Raw genomic sequence first — 19,679 nt, forward strand, 5'->3', positions numbered from 1 at the left:
CGAGATGCTTCATATCTCTCAGCCGGCGACAACGCGCCTGCTCGCTGACCTGGAAATTTCCTTGGGGTTTCCACTGTTCAAGCGGGAAAAGAAACGTCTGCACCCGACGGCAGAGGCTCAAGCGCTTTTCGAAGAAGTGCAACGGTCATTGTCGGGTATGGATCGAATCGCGCGAGCAGCGGACGAGATACGAGCGTTGCAGCGCGGAACGCTGCAAATCGTAGCCGCACCTGCGCTAGCGCATTCGTTTCTCCCTCACGCCACGGCAGACTATTTGAAGACGCATTCTGGCGCTCACGTTTCGCTTCTTGCGCATTCGTCGCGTACCGTGGTCGACATGGTGGTGGGACAACGGTGCGATGTAGGCTTTGCCATCTTAAGGATGGACCAGCCGAGCACACATGGTGAACGCTTGTTTTCGACGAAGATGGTGTGTGCGATGCCGAGCGGCCATCGTTTAGCCTCGCGCTCACAAATTGCGCCGAAGGATCTCGCCGGCGAGCAACTCATTGCTTATCCACGTGATTTGGAGTCGCGCCTTGAGTTAGATGCCTTGTTCGCATCTCATGGCGTCAGTCTGGAGGTCCAGATCGAAACGCAGGTTTCCTACGTAGTCTGTTCGTTCGTTGAAGCGGGCGCTGGCGTAGCGATCATTGACGCAATCACAGCGCTTGCTTATAGAGGGGATCGGGTTGTTTTTCGTCCTTTTGACTCGACTGTGGCCACGCACTTTTCCGTCTTGATTCCTTCCCAACGGCCACCAGCCCTCCTGCTACCTTCCTTCGTGGCACATATCAGGACTTACGCCCTGGCTAAGCTAGACCCACGTTTGGTTATTGCGTGATTGCCACTGGGCAATTGCTCGACCTTTCTTCTGCTCCGCCTTGTGTATAGCAAGGACGAGTTTTAACGGGTAGTGACGGCGTCACGACCCTCAAGCACGGCCTCGAATTCAATGCACGAATCGCCCGGTGATACCAACTGATCGTGGCGTCGGCAAAGACGTGTGTCTCCCACACTCGCTCCGAATCCCGAGCTGAACGAAATCAGCCCGGGAATCGTCGCCTCTAGTGCATGACGATCGTGTTCACAATGCCGGCAAGCTGCGCAGACGGCGCGGGAAGCACCCGCGTCATCAAGCTTGGCGACATCGCGCATTTTCATTGTCCGAGCGAGGCCCAATACTCCCCGAACACATGCACCGACAGCAGGTAGCCGATCACCACATTCACGGCAACGCCTGCCGTGAAAGCGATGAAAGGCTTCGCACCCGTTGCGGACAGGCTGCCGAGCCGCGTGGTCAAGCCGATGCTCAGGAAACAGAAGGTGAACGCCCAGGTGCGCAGTGCGGTGATCGGCGCGACGAAGGCGGGCGTCACGACGCTCCGGTATTCAGTCAGTGTGTAATGGCTGCCGATCCACGTAACGAGTGCCGAAGCGATCAGGAAGCCGATCACGAACTTGGGAAAGCGGGTCCAGATTTCGCGCGCGGTCGTCTGCGTTTTCACGGCGCCGGGTTCATCGCGATCCCAACGTGTTGTCGCGACAATCGCGAGCACGAATGCCCAGATGCCTATCCAGATGTCGCGCCCTACCACCTTCATCAGCGTGAAGGCTTGCAGCGACGCTTCCGGTGCACCGGCAATCGCGTTCCCCGCATGTTTCGCGAGGTCGCCATACGCTTGCGCTGCGGCAATACCGGCGGCATCCGCGAATTCCGATGTCCCGATCCACGCGCCGGCTACGCCGGTCGGCAAGCCTAGCGCGCGCGATACGAACGGCAGCGCGAACACCATCACGATTGCCCAGACCACCACGAGCGTGATCGCCACCGACGCTTGTTCGCGCTTGGCCCTGACTGCGCCCGCAATGGCGATGGCCGCGGACACCCCGCACACCGCGCCACCGACACCCAGCACCGCCGCAAAACGCTTGTCCAGTCCGAGCGCGCGGCCGACTAGAAAGATGACGAAGAAGGTAACGAGGGAAACGACAGTCGCCTGGCCGACCGCTACGGGGCCAGCCCACACGAGCAACGTGAAGGGCAGCGTAGCGCCGAGCAGTACGATCCCGACCTTGATGTAAAACTCGACGCGCAACGCCGGCAAAAGCCACGCCGGAAGCCGCGTCAAGTTCGAGACGAGCAGCCCGAGCCCGAGTGCGATCAGTGGCGGCTCGAGGTTATACATCGATGAGCTTGTCCAGGCCCCGGCAACAAAGATCAGCGTTGAAACCACGAACACGGCAAGAAAGCCGGGCACGAACTGCGCAACCCGCTGCCCGAGAGCCGCGACCGCAAGCCCGAACAGAATCGCGAAGACAATAAAGAGTGCGATGTAGTTCGGGAGATGATGTCCAAGGTCCGCGGCCGCCTGTGCGCCGCTCGACCACCTGGCGGGCGCGACCGCCAGCCACTTGATGCTCGTGCCGGACGCGAACAGCAGGTACGCGATCACGATGATGGCCAGACCGATCCAGACAGCCCACCAGTCTTCCGTTTTGAAAGGGCCGCTGCTGGACCGGTCGGGCCGGTGTTCGGTTTCGTAAGCTGGAGTAGTTGCATGTGTATCGCTCATCGTCGCCCCGGGATCGTTGTAGTTGAAGTGGGTGTGTGCGAGCGCAGGTGGACTTTGCGGTGCACGCCGGCGTGGAGAATGAATGGCGTCGCGCGCATCGCAATGCACGGAATTCCACGATCGAATTATTGGCAGGGAGACATGACTCGCGCCAATATCGATTCGCTATTTCTAAATCCGAAATTGTGTATTAGGGCGGCGCTTCCCGTTCGCAAACCAAGCCTTACTCGTGCACATTCTGCCGGGACGCTTCGCCCAGATGCGCACGCACGAATCCAACGTGTTCGCGAAGTACATAAAAAGCATCCGCGTGCGCAAGGGGCATCCGCAAGGTATTCAGCGACTCCTCGATCTGATCGAGTTCCGCCACGAGCGCCTTCCGCTCTTCCTCCGTCGCGCCGTTCAGCGCTCCGCGTTCTATCGCGATCAGCGAGCCGTAATACCGATAGATTCGCGATCGCACCCGCCAGCCATAGAGCGCCGGGATTAGCCGCAAGGCCGGTATCAACAGCACCGCGACCGGCAACAGCAGAACAAGTATCCGGTCCGCCATGCTGGCGACCCAGAAGGGCAGGATTCGGTAGAGGAAACTTTTCCCCGACTTGTAATAGCGCGTGGCCTCTTCGCTAATGGGGTATTCCCGCGCGATGGGACTAGGGAATTGCCCGGCGTTTTGCAGGAGCCCCGGCATCCCGTGAACTTCCTGCGCAGCTTCAATAAGCAGATCCGATATGGCCGGGTGCAAGTTCGGCCGCGCCAGGATTTCGACAGTCGGTCCGATCAAATGCAAGGTCTGCGGCGGTACCTTTCGCCGGAGATCGAGCACGCCCGGCGGCAGGTCGATTTCGTCGAGATACGGAAACAGTCGCGTATAAGCGCTCGCTTCCGCGAAATCCATGACGGAAATTCCCGGTATGCCGAGCAGCCTGAGCATCAGCCCGCGCGTGGTGGAGTCGCCATTGAGCAGCGCTGCATCCACGTTCCCCGCAACCAGTTGCGTCGCAGCGTCCATGCCGTCGAGCGGCACCAGTTGGGTGTCGCCGCCGGGCGTGATGCCATTGGCCTCGAGCAAGTTGAGCGAAAGCCTGCGTGTGCCGCTGCCTTCGCGGCCGATCGCGATTCTCTTGCCCTCGAGCTCCGACAACTGCGTCATGCCCTTGCCGCGATAAAAAACCACGGTGGGGACGTAAAAGACACTGCCGAGCGACATGAGCGATGCTCTTGCCGCCGCATCGGAAACACCGCCTTGCACCAGCGCGAGATCGACATGGCTCTTGGGGTCCATCAGCCGTTGCAGGTTCTGCACCGAACCATCCGATTCCAGCACCTTGAGCGTGACACCATTGCGCGCCAGGATCTTTTTATACTCGTCGGCGGTATGCAGAAGCGAACTGTCGTGAGGGCCCGCGCTGATCGTGATGGTTCTGGGCGGAGCCGGGTCCGCCAGCCACACGATCAGCCCGACCATGATGACAAAAAGCAGGGCGAACGGTGCGGACGTCAATGAAAGGTCGCGCCAGGCCACATGAGCGTGGTGGTCTCGCGGCGAATGCGGAAAACGCGGAGGATGCGGTCGATGTTGTTTCACGAGACCCTGTCGGAATAACCTCACACTTTTAAGAATGACATGATGCCGTATTTGGGCAGCGCTCAGTCTGCGTTTTCATAAAGTTATCGGCAGGGATCTGTAAGGGGGTAGGCGGTGCGCCATTCAGCCACGCTTATAAGTCGCTTCCCACCATGAGCTGCACGCGGTCGGAGGCGAAATGCGTAACACCATATTTGATCGGCGTGCCCTGAAGATCGACGTCGACATTCTCGACCCACAGAACCGGTTGCTGGCGGTTGATGTCCAGCCGCCGCGTGACTTCCGGATCGGGCAGCATGCTGCCCGATCCGACTCCACTTACGTAGATAGTCGGTCACGCCAAATTTGGCCATTGCATGCGTGATGCTGCCGTTGGGCGCCAACACCTGCGGCAGCTCCGCGAAACGCTTTGCCGGGTACCAATTGCGCGCAAAAGTCAGTGGCACGCCGTCCGACTCGTGCAGGGACTCGATCTGGTAGACAAGTGCGCCGGTGCGCAATGCCAGCGCCTTCGCGACGGTTGGCTCAGCGCCAACCTTGAACGCCGAGAGCATCGTAGTGGCGGTTGCGTGATGTTGTTGGCGCAGGTTTTCCGAGAAGCGCGTACGGCGCCCGATCGTATAGTCGATCGCGCCCGGCCGCACAAACGTACCTCTCCCTTGCCTGACGCTGACGAGGCCGAGCGAGGCTAGCCCGATCATTGCGCGCCGCACCGTGTGGCGATTGACGTCGAACCGTTTAGCCAGTTCGCCTTCGGTCGGCAGGCGCCCGTCCTTGCCAAACCGGCCCGATCCGATCTCGGCAGCAAGTATCTGTTCGATCTGACTCCACATTGCAACGCCGGCCACGCGTGCGAGCGGGGTATCCGGTGTGGCGTTATCGATCGCTGTCATTGTGTCGTCATTCCGGGCGGTTCAAATGAAGTGGCCATCGTGATTGTAGAGGGCGGCCTGTGATGGAAATATGAAGGGTATTCCTTGCATGAAGGTAAGGTTCAACACGTCCTCATACGTCTAGACGTTCAGATGAACGTATGTTCCTCGACCCGACGGCACTTTGCAGTGCGCGTGCAAAAAATCGCTGCTCGTCGCCTCGGCCGACAGCCACCGCTGCTTCTTACAACATGCCTACGACAGATTCATCTAGACGTCTCGATAAATACACCGATGTGTCATACGAGGTTTCTAGAATGGATTCGCTTGATGACAGTCCAGCCGCACTGACCACCTGCGCGGGCAGGCTTATAACCTTGAATTCGTCGTTGAACAGCTCGGTACGCACGAAATTCTAGTTGAGGAAATTATGAAGTTATCCAAAGTTCTGGTCGCCGTGGCGTTTGCAGCGGGTCTCGTCTCCATAACCGCCCATGCAGCCGGCACTTGTCCGAACAATGGCGTAGTTCGCTTTGGCGTCGAGCCGTACGAATCTGCGCAACGTATGCTGCCGGTCTATCAGGATCTCGCGAAGATGATCGGCGACAAGATTGGCTGCACGGTACAGCTTTATGTCGCAACCAGCTACAACGCGGAAATCGAGGCGATGCGTAACAACAAGCTCGAATTCGGTGAGTTCGGCCCGCTTGGCTACGTGCTCGCCCATCAGGTCGCGCATGCCGAAGCCGTCGCTACGTTCGCTGGCGAGCAAGGCAAGCCGGCTACCTACTACGCCTCCATCGTCACGTGGCCCGGCTCGGGCATCAAGACGCTGGCCGACATCAAGGGCCGTTCGTTCGCCTACGCCGATCCGGCTTCCACGTCCGGCCACCTGTTCCCGGCGTTCGGCATGAGCAAGAACGGCATTGATCCGGACAAGGGCGTGAAGGGGATTTATGCAGGCAGTCACACAGCATCGTTCGAAGCGCTGCGCAACCACAAGGTCGATGCGGGCGAACTGAACAGCGAAGAAATTTCGAGCGCCAAGTTGCACAATGAGTACGACCCTTCGGCATACATAACGTTGTGGAAATCGGAACCGATTCCCATCGACCCATTGGCGGTGCGCGGCGACTTGCCCGCTGATTTCAAGGCTCGTCTGGCAAGCGTACTGAGCACGCTCGATCTGCACCAATTGCCGGAGGCGGATCAGAAGTTCCTGGCGTCGAATGAAAATCCGGAGCTGAGGACCGTGCCCCAAACGGATTCTGCTTATGACCAGATTCGTGATCTGGTCTCTACGCTCCACATCGACCTGGCAAAGCTGTGAGTACTCCGTTCAGCGCGTCAGGGGATATCCCGCTAAGCCCGGCGGCGGCATTCCCGGCCGCCGGGTCGGACATGCCGGGGGCGGCGCGGCCTGCCGTGCGCGCCTCAGGTGTGAAGTTAGCTGTCCGCGATCTGACCATGTGTTACGAGAACGGCCATACCGCGCTGAGCAACCTGAATCTGTCGGTCAGTGCCGGCGAGATGGTGGTGGTGCTTGGTAGTAACGGCAGCGGCAAGTCGACCTTCATGAAGTGCGTGGTCGGACTGAATCGGCCGACCGGCGGTTCAGTCAAAGTTGCAGGACGAGATCTCGCCGCGCTCTCCGGCGAAGCCCTGCGGCGAGCGCGTCTGCCGCTCGCACTTATTTCGCAGCATGCCAATCTCGTCAAGCGGCGCAGCGTACTTGCGAACGTTTGCTGCGGCGCGTTGGGGCGGCACCGGACGCTGGCGACCGCGCTGGGGCGACTGCCACGCAAGGAAATCGAACCAGCGCTGGGCTATCTGGACGAAGTCGGCTTGCTGCACCTTGCTCGCCAGCGTGCCGGTACGCTCTCCGGCGGACAAGCGCAGCGCGTCGCGGTTGCCCGTGCGCTGGCGCAACGTCCCGACGTGCTGCTTGCCGACGAGCCGGTTGCCAGTCTGGATCCCGAAGCGGCTGACGAGGTCATGCGGTTGTTGCGCCGCCTCGCCACCGAGGACGGCCTCGCCGTGGTATGCGTGCTGCACCAGCCCGAACTGGCGGCGCGCTATGCCGACCGACTAGTCGGACTGCGCAGCGGTCTGCTGGAATTCGACCAGCCGGCGTCGGAAGTTTCCAGTCAGCAAATCGCGAGTCTTTATATCGCCGAGGCGTCATGAGCAAGGCTATTGAACTGCACACACCGCCAGGCGCGTCGGGCGCGCGCACTTTCTGGTCGGTGTGTGCCGCCGTCGTCTTCCTCGCGCTGTTTGTACAGGCGTGGGTCGTCGTTCAAGCGCGTCCGGAGGACCTGCTTACCGGCGCGCACGGTATGGCCGACATCATTTCGCGCGCCATGCCGCCTGCGTTCGATCAGTTCGTCCCGAATCTATGGCCGGTGCTCGAGACGATCGACCTCGCAATTTTCGGTACCGTGTTCGGGGTGCTGCTCGCGTTCCCGCTGTCAATCCTCGCGGCCGCGAACGTCACGCCGGCGCTGCCCCTTTACTACGGCGCGCGAGCGCTGATTGGCGTCACCCGGGCGGTGCCGGATCTGGTGTGGGCGCTGCTGTTCGTCACCGCGGTGGGGCTGGGGCCGTTTCCGGGCGCACTCGCGCTGGCGGTCCATTCGGTCGGCATGCTCGGGCGACTGTTCGCGGAAGTGATCGAAGACATGGACATGGGTCCTGTCGAAGCGCTGACGCTGACCGGCGCCGGCCGCGTGCAGGTGCTGACCCAAGCGGTGGTGCCGGGCGTGTTGCCGTCGCTGCTCGGCATCGGCCTCTTCCGCTTCGACGAGAACCTGCGCTCGTCGCTCGTACTCGGCTTCGTCGGCGCAGGCGGGATCGGCTTTCAGCTGTTGACCGCAATGAACCTGTTCCAGTATCAGACCGTGTCGTTCCTGTTGATCGCTACCTTCGTACTGGTCACAGGTGCGGAGCGCGTCTCAGCTTATCTGCGCAAGCTTTTCATGTGAGCGTAGGCCAGCCATTGGCATAGCCGGCGCCCACAGCTCATCATCGAACTACGAGAATCTTATGCTGATTAATCATGGCGTCGGGGTCGACCCCTGGACGCTCGGCCGCACCTTGTCGATAGAACCGGAGATTCATCCAACGGCCGTGGTTCGCGCCAGCGACTTTGGCCGCTACACCTACCTCGGCCCGCGCAGCCATGTTGCCCATTCGGTGATTGGCGACTACGGCTACGCGATGGGCGACAACCAGATTGCCCACGCACTGGTCGGCAAGTTCGCGAACTTCGCCACCGGCGTTCGCATCAACCCGCCGAACCATCCTTCGTGGCGCGCGACCCATCACCACTTTACCTATCGCTCACGCTCGTACGGACTCTCGCTCGACGACGACGCCGCGATATTCGAATGGCGAGCACAGGATCGGGTTGAGATAGGTCACGATGTATGGATCGGCCACAATGCGATCGTCATGCCTGGCGTGAAGATTGGCACCGGTGCAGCCGTCGGTTCGGGAGCGGTCGTGACCAAAGACGTACCGCCTTTTGCGATTGTCGTTGGGGTGCCGGCGCGCGTGCTGCGCTTTCGCGTCGAGCCGCACATCGCGGAACGCTTGCTGCAGATAGCGTGGTGGGACTGGAACGCCGAGCAGATCGACGCGGCGTTAGCTGACTTCCGCTCGCTCGATGCGGCCGAGTTTGCGGAGAAGTACGGCAGGTAGCGCCGAGAGCGGGGGCCGTTTTGCGGTAACGGACGGGCGGTCGTCGGGGTAGATCAAGTTCCCCGAACGCTTGCTTACCCCACTGGTTCACCGAGATTGAGCATCAGGCGGTTGGCCCAGGCGAAAATGGCGATGGAGTGAATCAGATCGAGGATCTCGTCGTCGCTCAATCCCACTTCGCGCAGAGCACGCAATTGCGCCGGGTCAACCTGACCCGGTGCGAGTGTCAGGTCGATCGACGCCTGCACGATTGCCTTCTCGCGTGGCGAGGTGCCAGCGGTCGCCGGATCGTTGAAAACCTGCTCGATCACGTCATCACGCTTCGCCAGCTGCTCGAAACGCTGCGCATGCACGGATGCGCAATACACGCAGCCGTTGATTCGCGATACGACCGTCGACGCCAATTCCCGTTCCGCGCGGGGCAGGCCGCCTGGCGCATACATGATCGCGTTGAAGGCTGCCGAGCGCTGCCGCAGGATCTCCGGCTGATGCACGAGGAACAGGTAGTAGTCGGATTCCTTCGCCTTCGGATGGCTCTCTTCGAGCACGGCAATCTGCTCGTCGGAGGCATCGGTGAGTTGCACCACGTCCAGCCACGCGTCCCATCCCAGCACGCGATTCGTAAAGCCATGCGCTTCGATTGCCCGGCTCATGCGGCCTCCGTTGCATTCAACACCTGCAGCGCGCGCAAGCCGGCCGTCAGGCGAATCTGATAAGAAAGAAACGCGATCAATTGCGCGAGGGCGACCACGGCTGGTGTCGATATGCCCGCGGCGGGAAGGCGTTCGAGCGCGGTTTTATCGCCGTCGATTGGGGATTCGATCAGCGTGCGCGTAAAGCTCAGCATCGCGCGCAAGCGTGGCTCCTGAATGTCGCTCTCGTTCAACAGACCTTGCACGATCTGGTCGATCACGGCACGGTCCGCGTTGCTCGAAGCAAGCCGTTCCGCATAATGCTCCGCCGATGCAGGCGCATTCGATAGCGTGCATGCGTACAACGCGACCAGCAACCGCTCGGTTAGCGACAAGTCCGGCAGCGCAGGGTCGAACAATGCTTCGTAACTGCGCTGTGTTGCAGCGGCGACCTTGTCGCGTTTGTGCCTTGTTGCATGTGTCGGCGAGCCGGGCGAGAGACCCGCAATCCGGTCGACAATATCGGTGCTGAGATCGTAGGTGTCTGTCATGGTTGCTCCTGCCTGAGAGAGTCGCCAGCGGTGTTTGACGTGCGGGAATGGACGGCAGCGTCGAGGAAAGCCAGCACTTCGCGCCACGATGATTCGTCGGCGCGCGCGTTCGCTGCGGGTTCGCCACCGCCCGTGCTGATGCGTCCCGACACGGGGTGTGCGTACACGAGTTGCGTAGTCGGCACGTAAGGAAAAACGATCGCGTGGCCGGCGTTATCGAAGTCGAGATGGCGCACGGGGTAAGCATGCTTTTCCCGTTCGAGCCGCTCGACCACCATGCGCGAGTAGTCGGAGGAGGGCCACGAACCGTCGTCGGTCGCGGAGATCAGCAGGACCGGGCCATCGATATTTTCGACATGAATCCGCGCCCGCTCCACCGCTTCCTTATCGAGCAACGCCGTTCGGATCGCGCGTTCGTGACGATGCGGCGGCGGGCCGTCGTCGAAGGGTTGCCAGCTTGCCGTGCGATTGTTTTCCCATAGATGCGGGAGCGGTTTGCCATCGAGCAGCCAGGTCGGGCCTTCGCGACCCGTTGCGGGATCGGCGGCGTTCTGCGCGCTGTGAATGACCGCGCCCGGCACATAACCGATCACCGCTTTGATGCGATCCGGATACGTGGCACCGAGCAGCAGCGCGAGTTCGCCGCCGCGCGATTGCCCGCTTACCGCGATAAAACCAGACGCCGGTTGCAACTCGCGCGCGATCCAGTCGAGTGCACGGCCGAAGTATTCGAGCGGCGTGTTGGAGATGTAGTCGGACAGCCCCGGTGTCTTGAAGTAACCAAGCGCGAGCGCAGCATATCCACGCGATGCATATAGTGCCCCGCGCGGTTCGTTGATGCCTCCGCCTGATCCGTTCAGCACCAGCACGACGGGATGCGGTCCCGGGGTCGCGGGCAGGAACAACGTACCGACACAGCCGTCAACGTGCATATCGTGCCGCTGCACGCCGGGCGCCACTAGCCGCTGTATCAGCAGCGTGGCAGTCAGCACCTGTCCGTCTTCATCGATCACCTCGATGCAGGTCGTCAACGCTTTAGAGACATCCGGGGGGAACACCTCGCGTTTTCCCGCTTCCACAGGCACTTGCGACCAGATAAGCCCCATCGGCGATACACCGCCATAATCGCCTTCGACCGGCGCATCGCGAGACAGATCGATGACGCCATGGTCATCGACCCGGAAAACCGCGCGGCTGGTCCAGACCGTGCCCGCGCCGCGCACGGTCTGCGTGCGAAGGGTCAACAACGCACCCGCTTGCGCGCCGCTCACCGTGATGCGGCGCACCACGTCGATCAGATCATCGCCCGGTGTAGCCGTGATGTCGATCATGCTGGCCTCAGCGCGTAACCATCATCGCGGTCGTCCGGTCGCTGACCGCCGGTGTCACTTTCAGACCTTTCTTCGCAGCCCAGATGTTTTGGTAGTGAAAGAGCGGAATCACGCCGACGTCGTCGCTCACCACCTTCACCGACTGCTGCAGGATAGCTTCGCGCTTCGCAGTATCGAATTCGGCGGTGGCCGCGTCGAGCGCGTGATCGACGGCCGCGTTGCTATAGCGTCCCCAGTTCGACGCGCCAATGCCCTTCTTCGTATCGACGGTACCGAGCACGTTGACGAGCGCATAGCTCGCTTCGCCCGTGCCGTTACCCCACGCAATCATGCTCACCGCAAACTCGTTCTTGTTCGCGCGGCTCGCGTAGCTTGCCCACGGCATCACCTCGACCTTCGTCTTCACGCCGATGCGCGTCCAGAATTGCGCAACGGCCTGCGCCGTTTCGGGCGCTTGCGGATAACGGTCGTTCGGGACGCTGAGCGTCAACTGGAAGCCGTCCGGAAACCCGGCTTCGGCAAGCAGTTTCTTCGCCTGGGCCGGATCGTTGGGGATGTCCTTGACGTCCGGGTTATAACCAAAGGTCTTCGCCGGCATCCACTGGTTGGCGACCGTTGCCGCGCCTTGCAGGATGCGGTCGGTGATGGCGGGGCGATTGATCGCCAGCGACAACGCATGGCGCACGCGCACGTCGAGCAGCGGATTCTTGGGCAAGGGCTTGCCGGCGTTGTCCGTGATATAGGGGTTTGGGCCTTCACGGAAAGTGGGCTGAAGCAGCAGCACACGCAGGCCCGGATACGCGAATACCGATACCTGCGGCGACTGCTTGAGACGCGGCAGGTCTGAGACGGAAACCTTGTCGATCACATCGACATCGCCTGACAGCAACGCCGCCGTGCGTGCCGCCGCGTTGCTGATGTAGCGGTAATTCACCTTGTCCCAGATCGACTTCGCGCCCCAGTACGCGTCGTTACGCGTCATGACTACGCGGTCGCCCGGCGTGTACGAGACGAACTTGTACGGTCCCGAGCCGACCATCGCGCGGCCTGCGTTGTAGTCTTCCGTCGACGACTTTTCGCCAACGTGTTTGCTCACGATATGCACCGACGTCAAATTGAGCGGCAGGTCCGGCGTCGGGGTGCTCGTCTTGATGATCAGCGTGTACGGATCGGGCGCAGTCACGGAAGCGATCGTGCGCAGATAACCCGCGAAGGTGGCGATCGTCCCCGGCACACTGCGGGCGCGTTGATACGAATAGATCACGTCGTCGGCGGTGAACGGCGTGCCGTCCTGCCACTTGACGTCGTGGCGCAGCTTGAATTCCCACGTGTCGTTGCCGGTTGCCTTCCAGCTTGTCGCGAGGCCGGGCGCGAGCGTGTTGTCGTGATTCTCGACCAGCAGATCCCAGAAGTGCAGATCGACGGAGCGGTCGCCCGCGTAGTTGTTCAGTTGTGGATCGAGCGACGAGAGCGGATCGGCGAACGCCATGTTGAGCGTCTGCGCCGACGCGCCCGAACTGAACAACGCCGCGCTTACGAGGGTGGTCGTCAGCGTGGAAAGGATCAGGCGTTTCACGATGCAATTCCTTTTTATTGAGTGTGTTTTGAATTGAAACTTAGTGGACGTCGTTCAGATGACACGCGCTGACATGCTCGATGGCGATGCCGCGCAAGCTCGGCACTTCCGTCTTGCAACGCGGCATGGCGTGCGGGCAGCGCGGATGAAAATGGCAACCCGAAGGCGGCGCGAGCGGACTTGGCATCTCGCCGCGGATGGCGGTGAAGTGCTTCTTGCGTGCATCGATACGAGGAATTTCCGCCAGCAACGTCTGCGTATACGGATGATTCGGATGCCGGAATATTTCTTCAACAGGCGCGCTTTCCACCACGCGCCCGAGATACATGATCACCACGCGATCCGACAACTGTTCGACCACGCCCAGATCGTGGCTGATAAACAGGTACGTGAGGTTGAGTTGCTCACGCAGGTCCATGAAGAGATTCAGGATCTGCGCTTGTATCGATACATCCAGCGCAGCCACGGCTTCATCGCAAACGAGCATGGACGGATTGACGGCGAGCGCTCTTGCAATGCCGATGCGCTGCCGCTGACCGCCGCTGAACTCGTGCGGATAACGGTCCGCAAGCGATGGATCAAGGCCGGCGCGCTTTAACTGCGCGGCCACATAAGCGTCGAGATCGGCGCGTTCGACCATGCCATGCACGAGCGGCGCCTCGCCGACGATATCGCGAATCCGCCTTCTCGGATTCAGGCTCGAATAAGGATCCTGAAAGATCATCTGGATTGCTAGCCGGGCGGCGCGCAGCGCTGCGGGGGACATGGAGGCACGCTCCTGGCCGTCCACCCGCACGTCGCCCTCAGTCGGTGCGATGAGGCCTGAAACAATGCGGCCAAGCGTGGATTTTCCACAGCCCGATTCGCCGACGAGTCCAACCACTTCTCCCGGCATGATCGCGAGATCGACATAGTCGACCGCTCGCGTGACCGCCTGCGCGGCGAGCAGCTTGCGCTCGCGCAGCCAGCGCGCAGCGGCGTTCTCGTTGCGTTCGCCAAACCGCTGGCTAACGCCGCGGAGTTCGATAAGAGCGCGCGTATCGACGTGACTCATTCGACGTGACTCATTGGACTTGACTCATGCGGTTGTCTCCGTGCACACATCGGTTTGCCGGCCGGGATGAAAACAGCGCACGAGATGCGTACCATGTTCAGAGGCCTTCGCTGCGGGCGAGGGTCCGAGCGCCGGGGGAGTGGAGCAGACCGCCGTGGCCCGCGTGCAGCGCGCGGCGAACGCGCAACCCGGCGGCAATGATCGAAGATCGGGCGTGATGCCTGCAATCTGCGTCAGCCGTTTGCCTCGCGTATTGAGGCTCGGCAAGCTGTCGATCAAACCAGCCGTATAGGGATGCTGCGGATGGTCCAACACGGCGTCTACCGTGCCTTGCTCGACGATCCTGCCCGCATACATCACGGCGATGTCATCGGCAAGGCCGGCCACTACCGACAGGTCGTGCGTGATCCAGATCAGCGAGGTGCCCTGTGTCCGCACAAGCGCCTGCACTTCCGACAAAATCTGCGCCTGGATGGTGACGTCGAGCGCGGTGGTCGGTTCATCGGCGATGATCAGATCGGGTTTGTGCAACATCGCTATAGCAATTGCCACACGCTGGCGCATGCCGCCCGACAACTGATGCGGATACGCGCGCAGGCGTTCATCGGGACTGGCGATGCCCATCGCCGCCAGTGCTTCGCTTGCCTGCTCGCGCGCCGCACCCCGGCTCACGTCGCGATGTGCCCGCACGGCTTCAATCATCTGCGCATCCACGCGCTGGACGGGATTGAGCGTGGACATCGGGTCCTGGAACACCATCGCAATACGGCTGCCGCGCAGGCGCCGCATCTCGGCTTCGGGCAAGCCGACGAGGTTCTTGCCCTTGAACAATATCTCGCCACCGACTACGCGGCCGGGTGCATCGATGAGTCCCATGATCGAGAACCCGGTCACCGATTTACCCGATCCCGATTCACCGACAAGACCCAGCACGCGGCCTCGGGCCAGCGTCAGCGAGACATCTTCCACAGCAGGCAACTCGCCTTCGCGCGTGAAGAAGCGCGTTCGCAAGTGGCGGACTTCCAGCGTGTTGTCCGCGGTATGGAAAGCAGCGTCGCTCATTTCACGAACCTCGGATTGAGCAATTCGCGCAGACGATCACCGACCATATTGATCGATACCAGCATGGCCAGCAGCGCAAGACCGGGATAAACGCTGGTCCAGTATTCGCCCGAAAGCATGGTCTGGTAACCGTTGGCGATCAGCAGCCCGAGCGACGGTTCGGTGATCGGCACGCCGAGTCCGAGAAACGACAGCGTTGCTTCAAGCGTGATCGCGCGCGCGACCTGCAGCGTGCCCACGACGATCAGCGGCGGCAGGCAGTTCGGCAAGATATGAACGAGCACGATGCGCCAGTTCGGAATCGCGAGACTGCGCGCTGCTTCAACGTATTCGCGCCGCGCTTCGACCAGCGCCTGCGCGCGAGCGGTCCGTGCGTAATACGCCCACTCGATCAGCACCAGCGTGAGCACGACGTTCGTCACGCTTTTGCCGAGGAAAGCGAGCAGCATCATGGCGACGAGGATGGACGGGAAGGCGAGCAGCAAGTCCACGAGCCGCATGATGAGGCTATCGACCTTGCCGCCCGCGTAAGCTGCGATCAGGCCGAACACGGTGCCGACCACGCCCGCGATCACCGCCGAGCCGAGGCCTACGGACAAGCTCAGGCGCAGGCCGTAGAGCATTGCCGAATAAAGATCGCGGCCCTGGCCGTCGGTGCCGAGCCAGTACGCATGCGTGCCGGTGCCGTTCATCGAACCGGGTGGGAGGCGGGCGTCGAGGACGTCGAGTTGCAAAAGGTCGTAGGGATTTTGCGGGGTGATATAGGGCGCGAAAATGGCGGCGAGCACGAGCAGTATCGCGACGATCAATGCAGCAAGCGCCGCGGGCGAGCGGCCGAAATCCGCGACCAGTTGACGCCATGGTGATTGACGGCGTTTCGGTGCGGCAGGCACGGGCGTTTCGGGAACGAGAGGCGTCGTGCTCATCGCGCGCCCTCCAGCCGCACGCGCGGATCGAGGAACTTGTAGAGAATATCGACGAACAGGTTCAGCGAGACGAACATGCACACGACCACGATCAGGTACGACAGGATCACCGGACGATCGAGCGCGTTGATGCTGTCGAGAATGAGTTTGCCTGCACCGGGCCAAGAGAACACGGTCTCGGTCACGACCGCGAATGCGATGGTGGAACCGAACTCCAGGCCGATCACCGTGACGAGCGGAATCAGCGTATTGCGCAAGATGTGAACGAGCACGACACGCGTGGGCGACAGACCTTTGGCGCGTGCGAAGCGCACATGTTCCATCGGCATGACTTCACGCACGCCGGCGCTGGTCAGGCGCAGCACAAGCGATACCTTGAAGAGCGACAGGTTGAGCGCAGGCAGGATCAGGTGTCGCAGGCCGTCGAGAGTGAGCCACGACCACTGGACACCGAACAGGTTTGCGGTCGCGCCACGTCCGCTAGCGGGCAGCCAGCCGAGCTTCACGCTGAACAGCATGATCAGCATCAGGCCGACCCAGAAGGTCGGCAGCGAGAAGCCGACAATACTGCCCGTCATCAGCATCTTCGACAGCGGATTGCGCGGATGCAGGCCCGCGAATAGCCCTAGCGGGATGCCGATCACAAGTGCCAGCAGCAGCGCTGAAACGGCGAGTTCGAAGGTCGCGGGAAGGCGCTGCAGGATCAGGCGGATCGCGGGTTCGTTATAGACGAAGCTGTTGCCGAGATCGCCGTGCATTGCGCCCGCGAGGAACGCGAGGTACTGTTTCCAGAGCGGCTGGTCGAGGCCCAGTTGCGCGATGATGCGCACCCGGTCGACCTGATCGACGTCTTGCCCGATAAGGATATCGATGGGATTCCCGATCGCATGCAAACCGATGAACACGATCAGTGTCATCAGCAACACGACGAACGCCGCCTGCGCGATGCGGCGAATGAGCCAGCGGCTCATCGGTCCTCCGCGTACTGGGGCGGTGCTTCGGCGGGTTGCCATTCATCGCCGTTGAGCTCGGGCTCGGCATACGCTTCCAGCGCCGCGTAATGCTCCTCCGCATCCTCTCGATACAGCAAGCTCGCTATGCCCTGGGCGAGTCGCTTTGCACCGGTGCTGATCGCGGGGATGTCGCCGGAGACCGCTCCGTGCGAGAGCGTTGCGGGATAGCAGAAGCAGTGGATGTTCGACAAGCCGGGGCAATCGCCGGGCGATTTCTCGAGGAATTCAAACGCGGGACCGACGTCGGGCGAGTCGGATAACTCGGCGTCTTCATCGCCGGGCGGCGGTGTGTAGCGATCGGCCCAGCTGCGGATAGCCGGTGCAAACGCAGCGAATTCCGGGCGCGCGGTCCAGTCGACTTTGAAGCCTGTGGAGACCACGAGGAAGTCGGCGGTGAAGATACCTTTAGGTGTGTGGATCGAGAGACCGTTCGCCGTGCTTTCCACGGATAACACCGGGCATCCCAGGTTGAAACGCGCATTCGGATGACGCGATACCCGCAATGTACTGCCACGCGGCGGCGGCACTTGCACGGTATTGATGTAGTGGCGAATCTTCCATTTCCATTCGTCGGGTAGAGCATGATGACCATGCGTCAGGCCCGGATTGCCGGCCCCTTTGCCCTTGTTCACTCGTGGCAAATCCGCACGTCTGATCAACAAATCGACACTCGCTGCGCCCGCTTCGAGCGCGGTCGCCGCGCTATCCATAGCCGATGAACCACCGCCTACCACTGCCACGCGCTTACCGGCGAGCGAGGAATAATCGGTGGTGTCCGACGAGTGCGCCCAGCGCGAACGCGGCAATCCTTCGACAAACCCCGGCAACGCAGGTCCGCCCAATCCGTCGCGACCCGTAGCGAGCACGACGCGTCGTGCGTAGACATCGAAGCGTCGGTCACGTGTCCGCACGCTCAGCACGACAAGACCATCGGCACGCGGCGTGACGGCTTCTATCGTATGGCCGTTGCGAACATCGAGCGCGAGCACGCGGCGATACCAGATCAGATAGTCCATCCATTGCAGGCGGTCGATCTTGTCAAGCGCTTGCCATGCGTCCGTGCCGAACTGAGCCTCGAACCACGCGCGAAATGTCAGCGCGGGCAATCCCAATGCGGGACCCGTCAGTTGCTTGGGCGAACGCAGCGTTTCCATGCGAGCGGTCGTGGCCCAAGGGCCTTCCAACCCCTGTGGCGAGCGGTCAAAGATGTGTGCGTGCACGCCCAGCATTTTCAGCGCAGCCGATGCCGCCAACCCCGCCATGCCGCCGCCGATCACCGCAACGTCCAGCACTTCCTGACCCTCATGCGTTTTGCCGATCACCCATTCGCGCGCAGGCAATTCGAGCAGGGACAGGTCTTCGTTAAGCCGCGCTTCGAGCGCCACGAGGCCTGTCGGTTGATTCGATGAAACGGTATTGTCGAGGCTCACGTGGCGTGCTCTTCGGTCGGATTGAGGAGGTCGTCGGATAGGCCGTAGAGCGCCTGAAGGATCGCGCCGTGCTGACTTGCGTCGTGCAGGACGAAGTCGGGAAGGATCTGCGCGGCTGCAAGCGCCAGCGCTTGTGCCGCGGCGAGGGTCGCGGCGCTAGGCGGACGAAATTCGGGCGTGATGACGCCGAACAGGAACGCGATGCGGATATCGAGCGGACGGATCACCACGCCCTCGACGGGCAGTCCAAACGCCGTTACCGGTTCCAGCACGGCAAGCCCGAGTCCTTCGCGCACGGCGCCGAGCGCGTTCAGCGACGAGTTGGTTTCGATCACACCGGCCGTGCGCACGCCCGCTTGCGCGAACGCCGAATCGAGCCGGGGTCGCAGCCGGTAGGGGTTTTGCATCGTGACAAGACGACGGTTTGCGAAGTCGCTCAACGCGATGCGCGGCGCTTGCGCCAGCGGGTCGTCGGCGCGCACGGCGGCGACACACGCCGCTTCGCCGATCCAGTGCACAAGCACGCCGCGGTGTTCGAGCGGCAAGCTCGAAACGCCCATATCGACGATACCGTTCAGCACGGCATCGACTACTTGTTCGGGGGCGGCACTGCGCAAATGGACGGATTCGACCGGATGGCCCTGATCGAGCAAGGCGAGCGCGCGGGGCACGAGGCCGGCGGCAAGCGCCGAGGTTGCAGCGACGGTGAGCGGTGGCGGCGCCTGCCGCGCGATTTGTTCGGCGCGGGATTTGACCTGGCGCAGACTGGCGAGCGTGCGTTCGACGTCCTGGTAAAGCTCGGACGCCTCACGGGTGGGCGCGACGCGCGGCCCGAAACGCTGGAACAGCGGATAACCGATTTCGGCCTCCAGTTCCTGGATCGAGCGCGAAACCGCGGGTTGCGAGCGCCCGAGCAAACGCCCGGCGGCGGTGACGCTCCCGGCGGACATGACAGCGGCAAACGCTTCCAGCTGGCGGATTTCCATGAGGTACGCGAACCTGATCGATTAGATCGATGAATGCATAAAACGCATTCTTGCGCATCTAGCATGTGAAATGCAAATGATCAAAAATGATATGAATAGTGCGGGGAGTGGGAAGGGGCCAAGTGAGCATGGCCCTGGAAGTACGCGCCAGCCCTGAAGCGCCACGTTAGTACGTTTGTTGGGGACTGAGGCGCGCGCCCGCGCAGTGGTTAGCGCACTGCGCGCGAGATGGTGAAGCTATCCTTAAGTTAGGATTACAAATTGATAGATCAGCCAATGCCTACCCTGTCCGGAAGACGATGCCTGGATATCCACCTTCGCAATTACGACAAGGCACCTTGCAAAACAGATTCACCCCAAGTCATGCGGCGGTTCGGGAG

15 protein-coding genes and 2 pseudogenes are annotated in these 19,679 nt (G+C 61.6%); 5 read left to right on the top strand and 12 right to left on the bottom strand.

What is annotated here, in order from left to right:
* A partial coding sequence (locus EOS_RS24555) for a LysR substrate-binding domain-containing protein (RefSeq protein WP_047849329.1) occupies positions 1-844 on the top strand: 844 nt, incomplete at its 5' end.
* Positions 845-1,160: 316 nt separating this feature from the next.
* Here EOS_RS24555 and EOS_RS24560 read toward each other — a convergent pair.
* From EOS_RS24560 to phnF, 3 genes and pseudogenes are all read right to left on the bottom strand, one after another.
* Positions 1,161-2,576, bottom strand: coding sequence for a YeiH family protein (locus tag EOS_RS24560; RefSeq protein WP_047849390.1), 1,416 nt, complete (start codon positions 2,574-2,576; stop codon positions 1,161-1,163).
* 223 nt (positions 2,577-2,799) lie between these two features.
* Entirely contained in the window at positions 2,800-4,164 is a 1,365-nt protein-coding gene (locus EOS_RS24565) for a TAXI family TRAP transporter solute-binding subunit (protein WP_407639182.1), read from the bottom strand.
* Between the two features lie 133 nt (positions 4,165-4,297).
* A pseudogene (gene phnF / locus EOS_RS24570) lies at positions 4,298-5,057 on the bottom strand (phosphonate metabolism transcriptional regulator PhnF).
* 409 nt (positions 5,058-5,466) lie between these two features.
* On the opposite strand from phnF, the gene EOS_RS24575 reads away from it, so the two are divergent.
* The 4 genes from EOS_RS24575 to EOS_RS24590 all read left to right on the top strand — a co-directional run bounded on the left by EOS_RS24575 (position 5,467) and on the right by EOS_RS24590 (position 8,738).
* A complete protein-coding gene (locus tag EOS_RS24575; RefSeq protein ID WP_047849331.1) occupies positions 5,467-6,366 on the top strand; it encodes a phosphate/phosphite/phosphonate ABC transporter substrate-binding protein in 900 nt (299 codons plus the stop codon).
* On the top strand, positions 6,363-7,223 hold the full coding sequence (gene phnC, locus EOS_RS24580; protein WP_235442952.1) for a phosphonate ABC transporter ATP-binding protein: 861 nt from the start codon (positions 6,363-6,365) through the stop codon (positions 7,221-7,223). The genes EOS_RS24575 and phnC overlap by 4 nt, the downstream gene beginning before the upstream one ends.
* Entirely contained in the window at positions 7,220-8,020 is an 801-nt protein-coding gene (gene phnE, locus EOS_RS24585; protein WP_053064031.1) for a phosphonate ABC transporter, permease protein PhnE, read from the top strand. Before phnC ends, phnE begins: the two co-directional genes overlap by 4 nt.
* 61 nt (positions 8,021-8,081) lie before the next feature.
* Entirely contained in the window at positions 8,082-8,738 is a 657-nt protein-coding gene (locus tag EOS_RS24590; protein WP_047849333.1) for a DapH/DapD/GlmU-related protein, read from the top strand.
* Between the two features lie 74 nt (positions 8,739-8,812).
* On the opposite strand, the pseudogene EOS_RS49335 reads toward EOS_RS24590, so the two are convergent.
* The 9 genes and pseudogenes from EOS_RS49335 to EOS_RS24640 all read right to left on the bottom strand — a co-directional run bounded on the left by EOS_RS49335 (position 8,813) and on the right by EOS_RS24640 (position 19,299).
* Positions 8,813-9,921 (bottom strand): annotated as a pseudogene (locus EOS_RS49335) (CMD domain protein).
* Positions 9,918-11,252: an acyl-CoA thioester hydrolase/BAAT C-terminal domain-containing protein gene (locus EOS_RS24605; RefSeq protein WP_047849336.1), complete on the bottom strand. Its 1,335-nt coding sequence runs from the start codon at positions 11,250-11,252 to the stop codon at positions 9,918-9,920. The pseudogene EOS_RS49335 and the gene EOS_RS24605 overlap by 4 nt, the downstream one beginning before the upstream one ends.
* Before the next feature lie 7 nt (positions 11,253-11,259).
* A complete protein-coding gene (locus EOS_RS24610) occupies positions 11,260-12,828 on the bottom strand; it encodes an ABC transporter substrate-binding protein (RefSeq protein WP_047849337.1) in 1,569 nt (522 codons plus the stop codon).
* 40 nt (positions 12,829-12,868) lie between these two features.
* On the bottom strand, positions 12,869-13,882 hold the full coding sequence (locus EOS_RS24615; protein ID WP_047849338.1) for an ABC transporter ATP-binding protein: 1,014 nt from the start codon (positions 13,880-13,882) through the stop codon (positions 12,869-12,871).
* Positions 13,883-13,906: 24 nt separating this feature from the next.
* Positions 13,907-14,944 carry an ABC transporter ATP-binding protein gene (locus EOS_RS24620; protein ID WP_047849339.1) on the bottom strand — a complete coding sequence of 346 codons (1,038 nt, stop codon included), beginning with the start codon at positions 14,942-14,944 and terminating at the stop codon, positions 13,907-13,909.
* Positions 14,941-15,870 (bottom strand): ABC transporter permease, encoded by a 930-nt coding sequence (locus tag EOS_RS24625; RefSeq protein ID WP_047849340.1) that lies wholly within the window; start codon positions 15,868-15,870, stop codon positions 14,941-14,943. Before EOS_RS24625 ends, EOS_RS24620 begins: the two co-directional genes overlap by 4 nt.
* Complete coding sequence (locus EOS_RS24630; RefSeq protein ID WP_047849341.1) at positions 15,867-16,841, bottom strand: ABC transporter permease; 975 nt, start codon at positions 16,839-16,841, stop codon at positions 15,867-15,869. The genes EOS_RS24625 and EOS_RS24630 overlap by 4 nt, the downstream gene beginning before the upstream one ends.
* Positions 16,838-18,313, bottom strand: a complete 1,476-nt coding sequence (locus tag EOS_RS24635) for an NAD(P)-binding domain-containing protein (protein ID WP_047849342.1) — start codon at positions 18,311-18,313, stop codon at positions 16,838-16,840. The genes EOS_RS24630 and EOS_RS24635 overlap by 4 nt, the downstream gene beginning before the upstream one ends.
* The gene (locus EOS_RS24640; protein WP_047849343.1) at positions 18,310-19,299 is read right to left on the bottom strand and encodes a LysR family transcriptional regulator; all 990 of its coding nucleotides are present in this window, start codon (positions 19,297-19,299) and stop codon (positions 18,310-18,312) included. Before EOS_RS24640 ends, EOS_RS24635 begins: the two co-directional genes overlap by 4 nt.
* Positions 19,300-19,679 lie beyond the last annotated feature (380 nt).

Origin of the sequence: Caballeronia mineralivorans PML1(12), assembly GCF_001028175.1 — a bacterium.
In the GTDB taxonomy this organism is placed as follows: domain Bacteria; phylum Pseudomonadota; class Gammaproteobacteria; order Burkholderiales; family Burkholderiaceae; genus Caballeronia; species Caballeronia mineralivorans.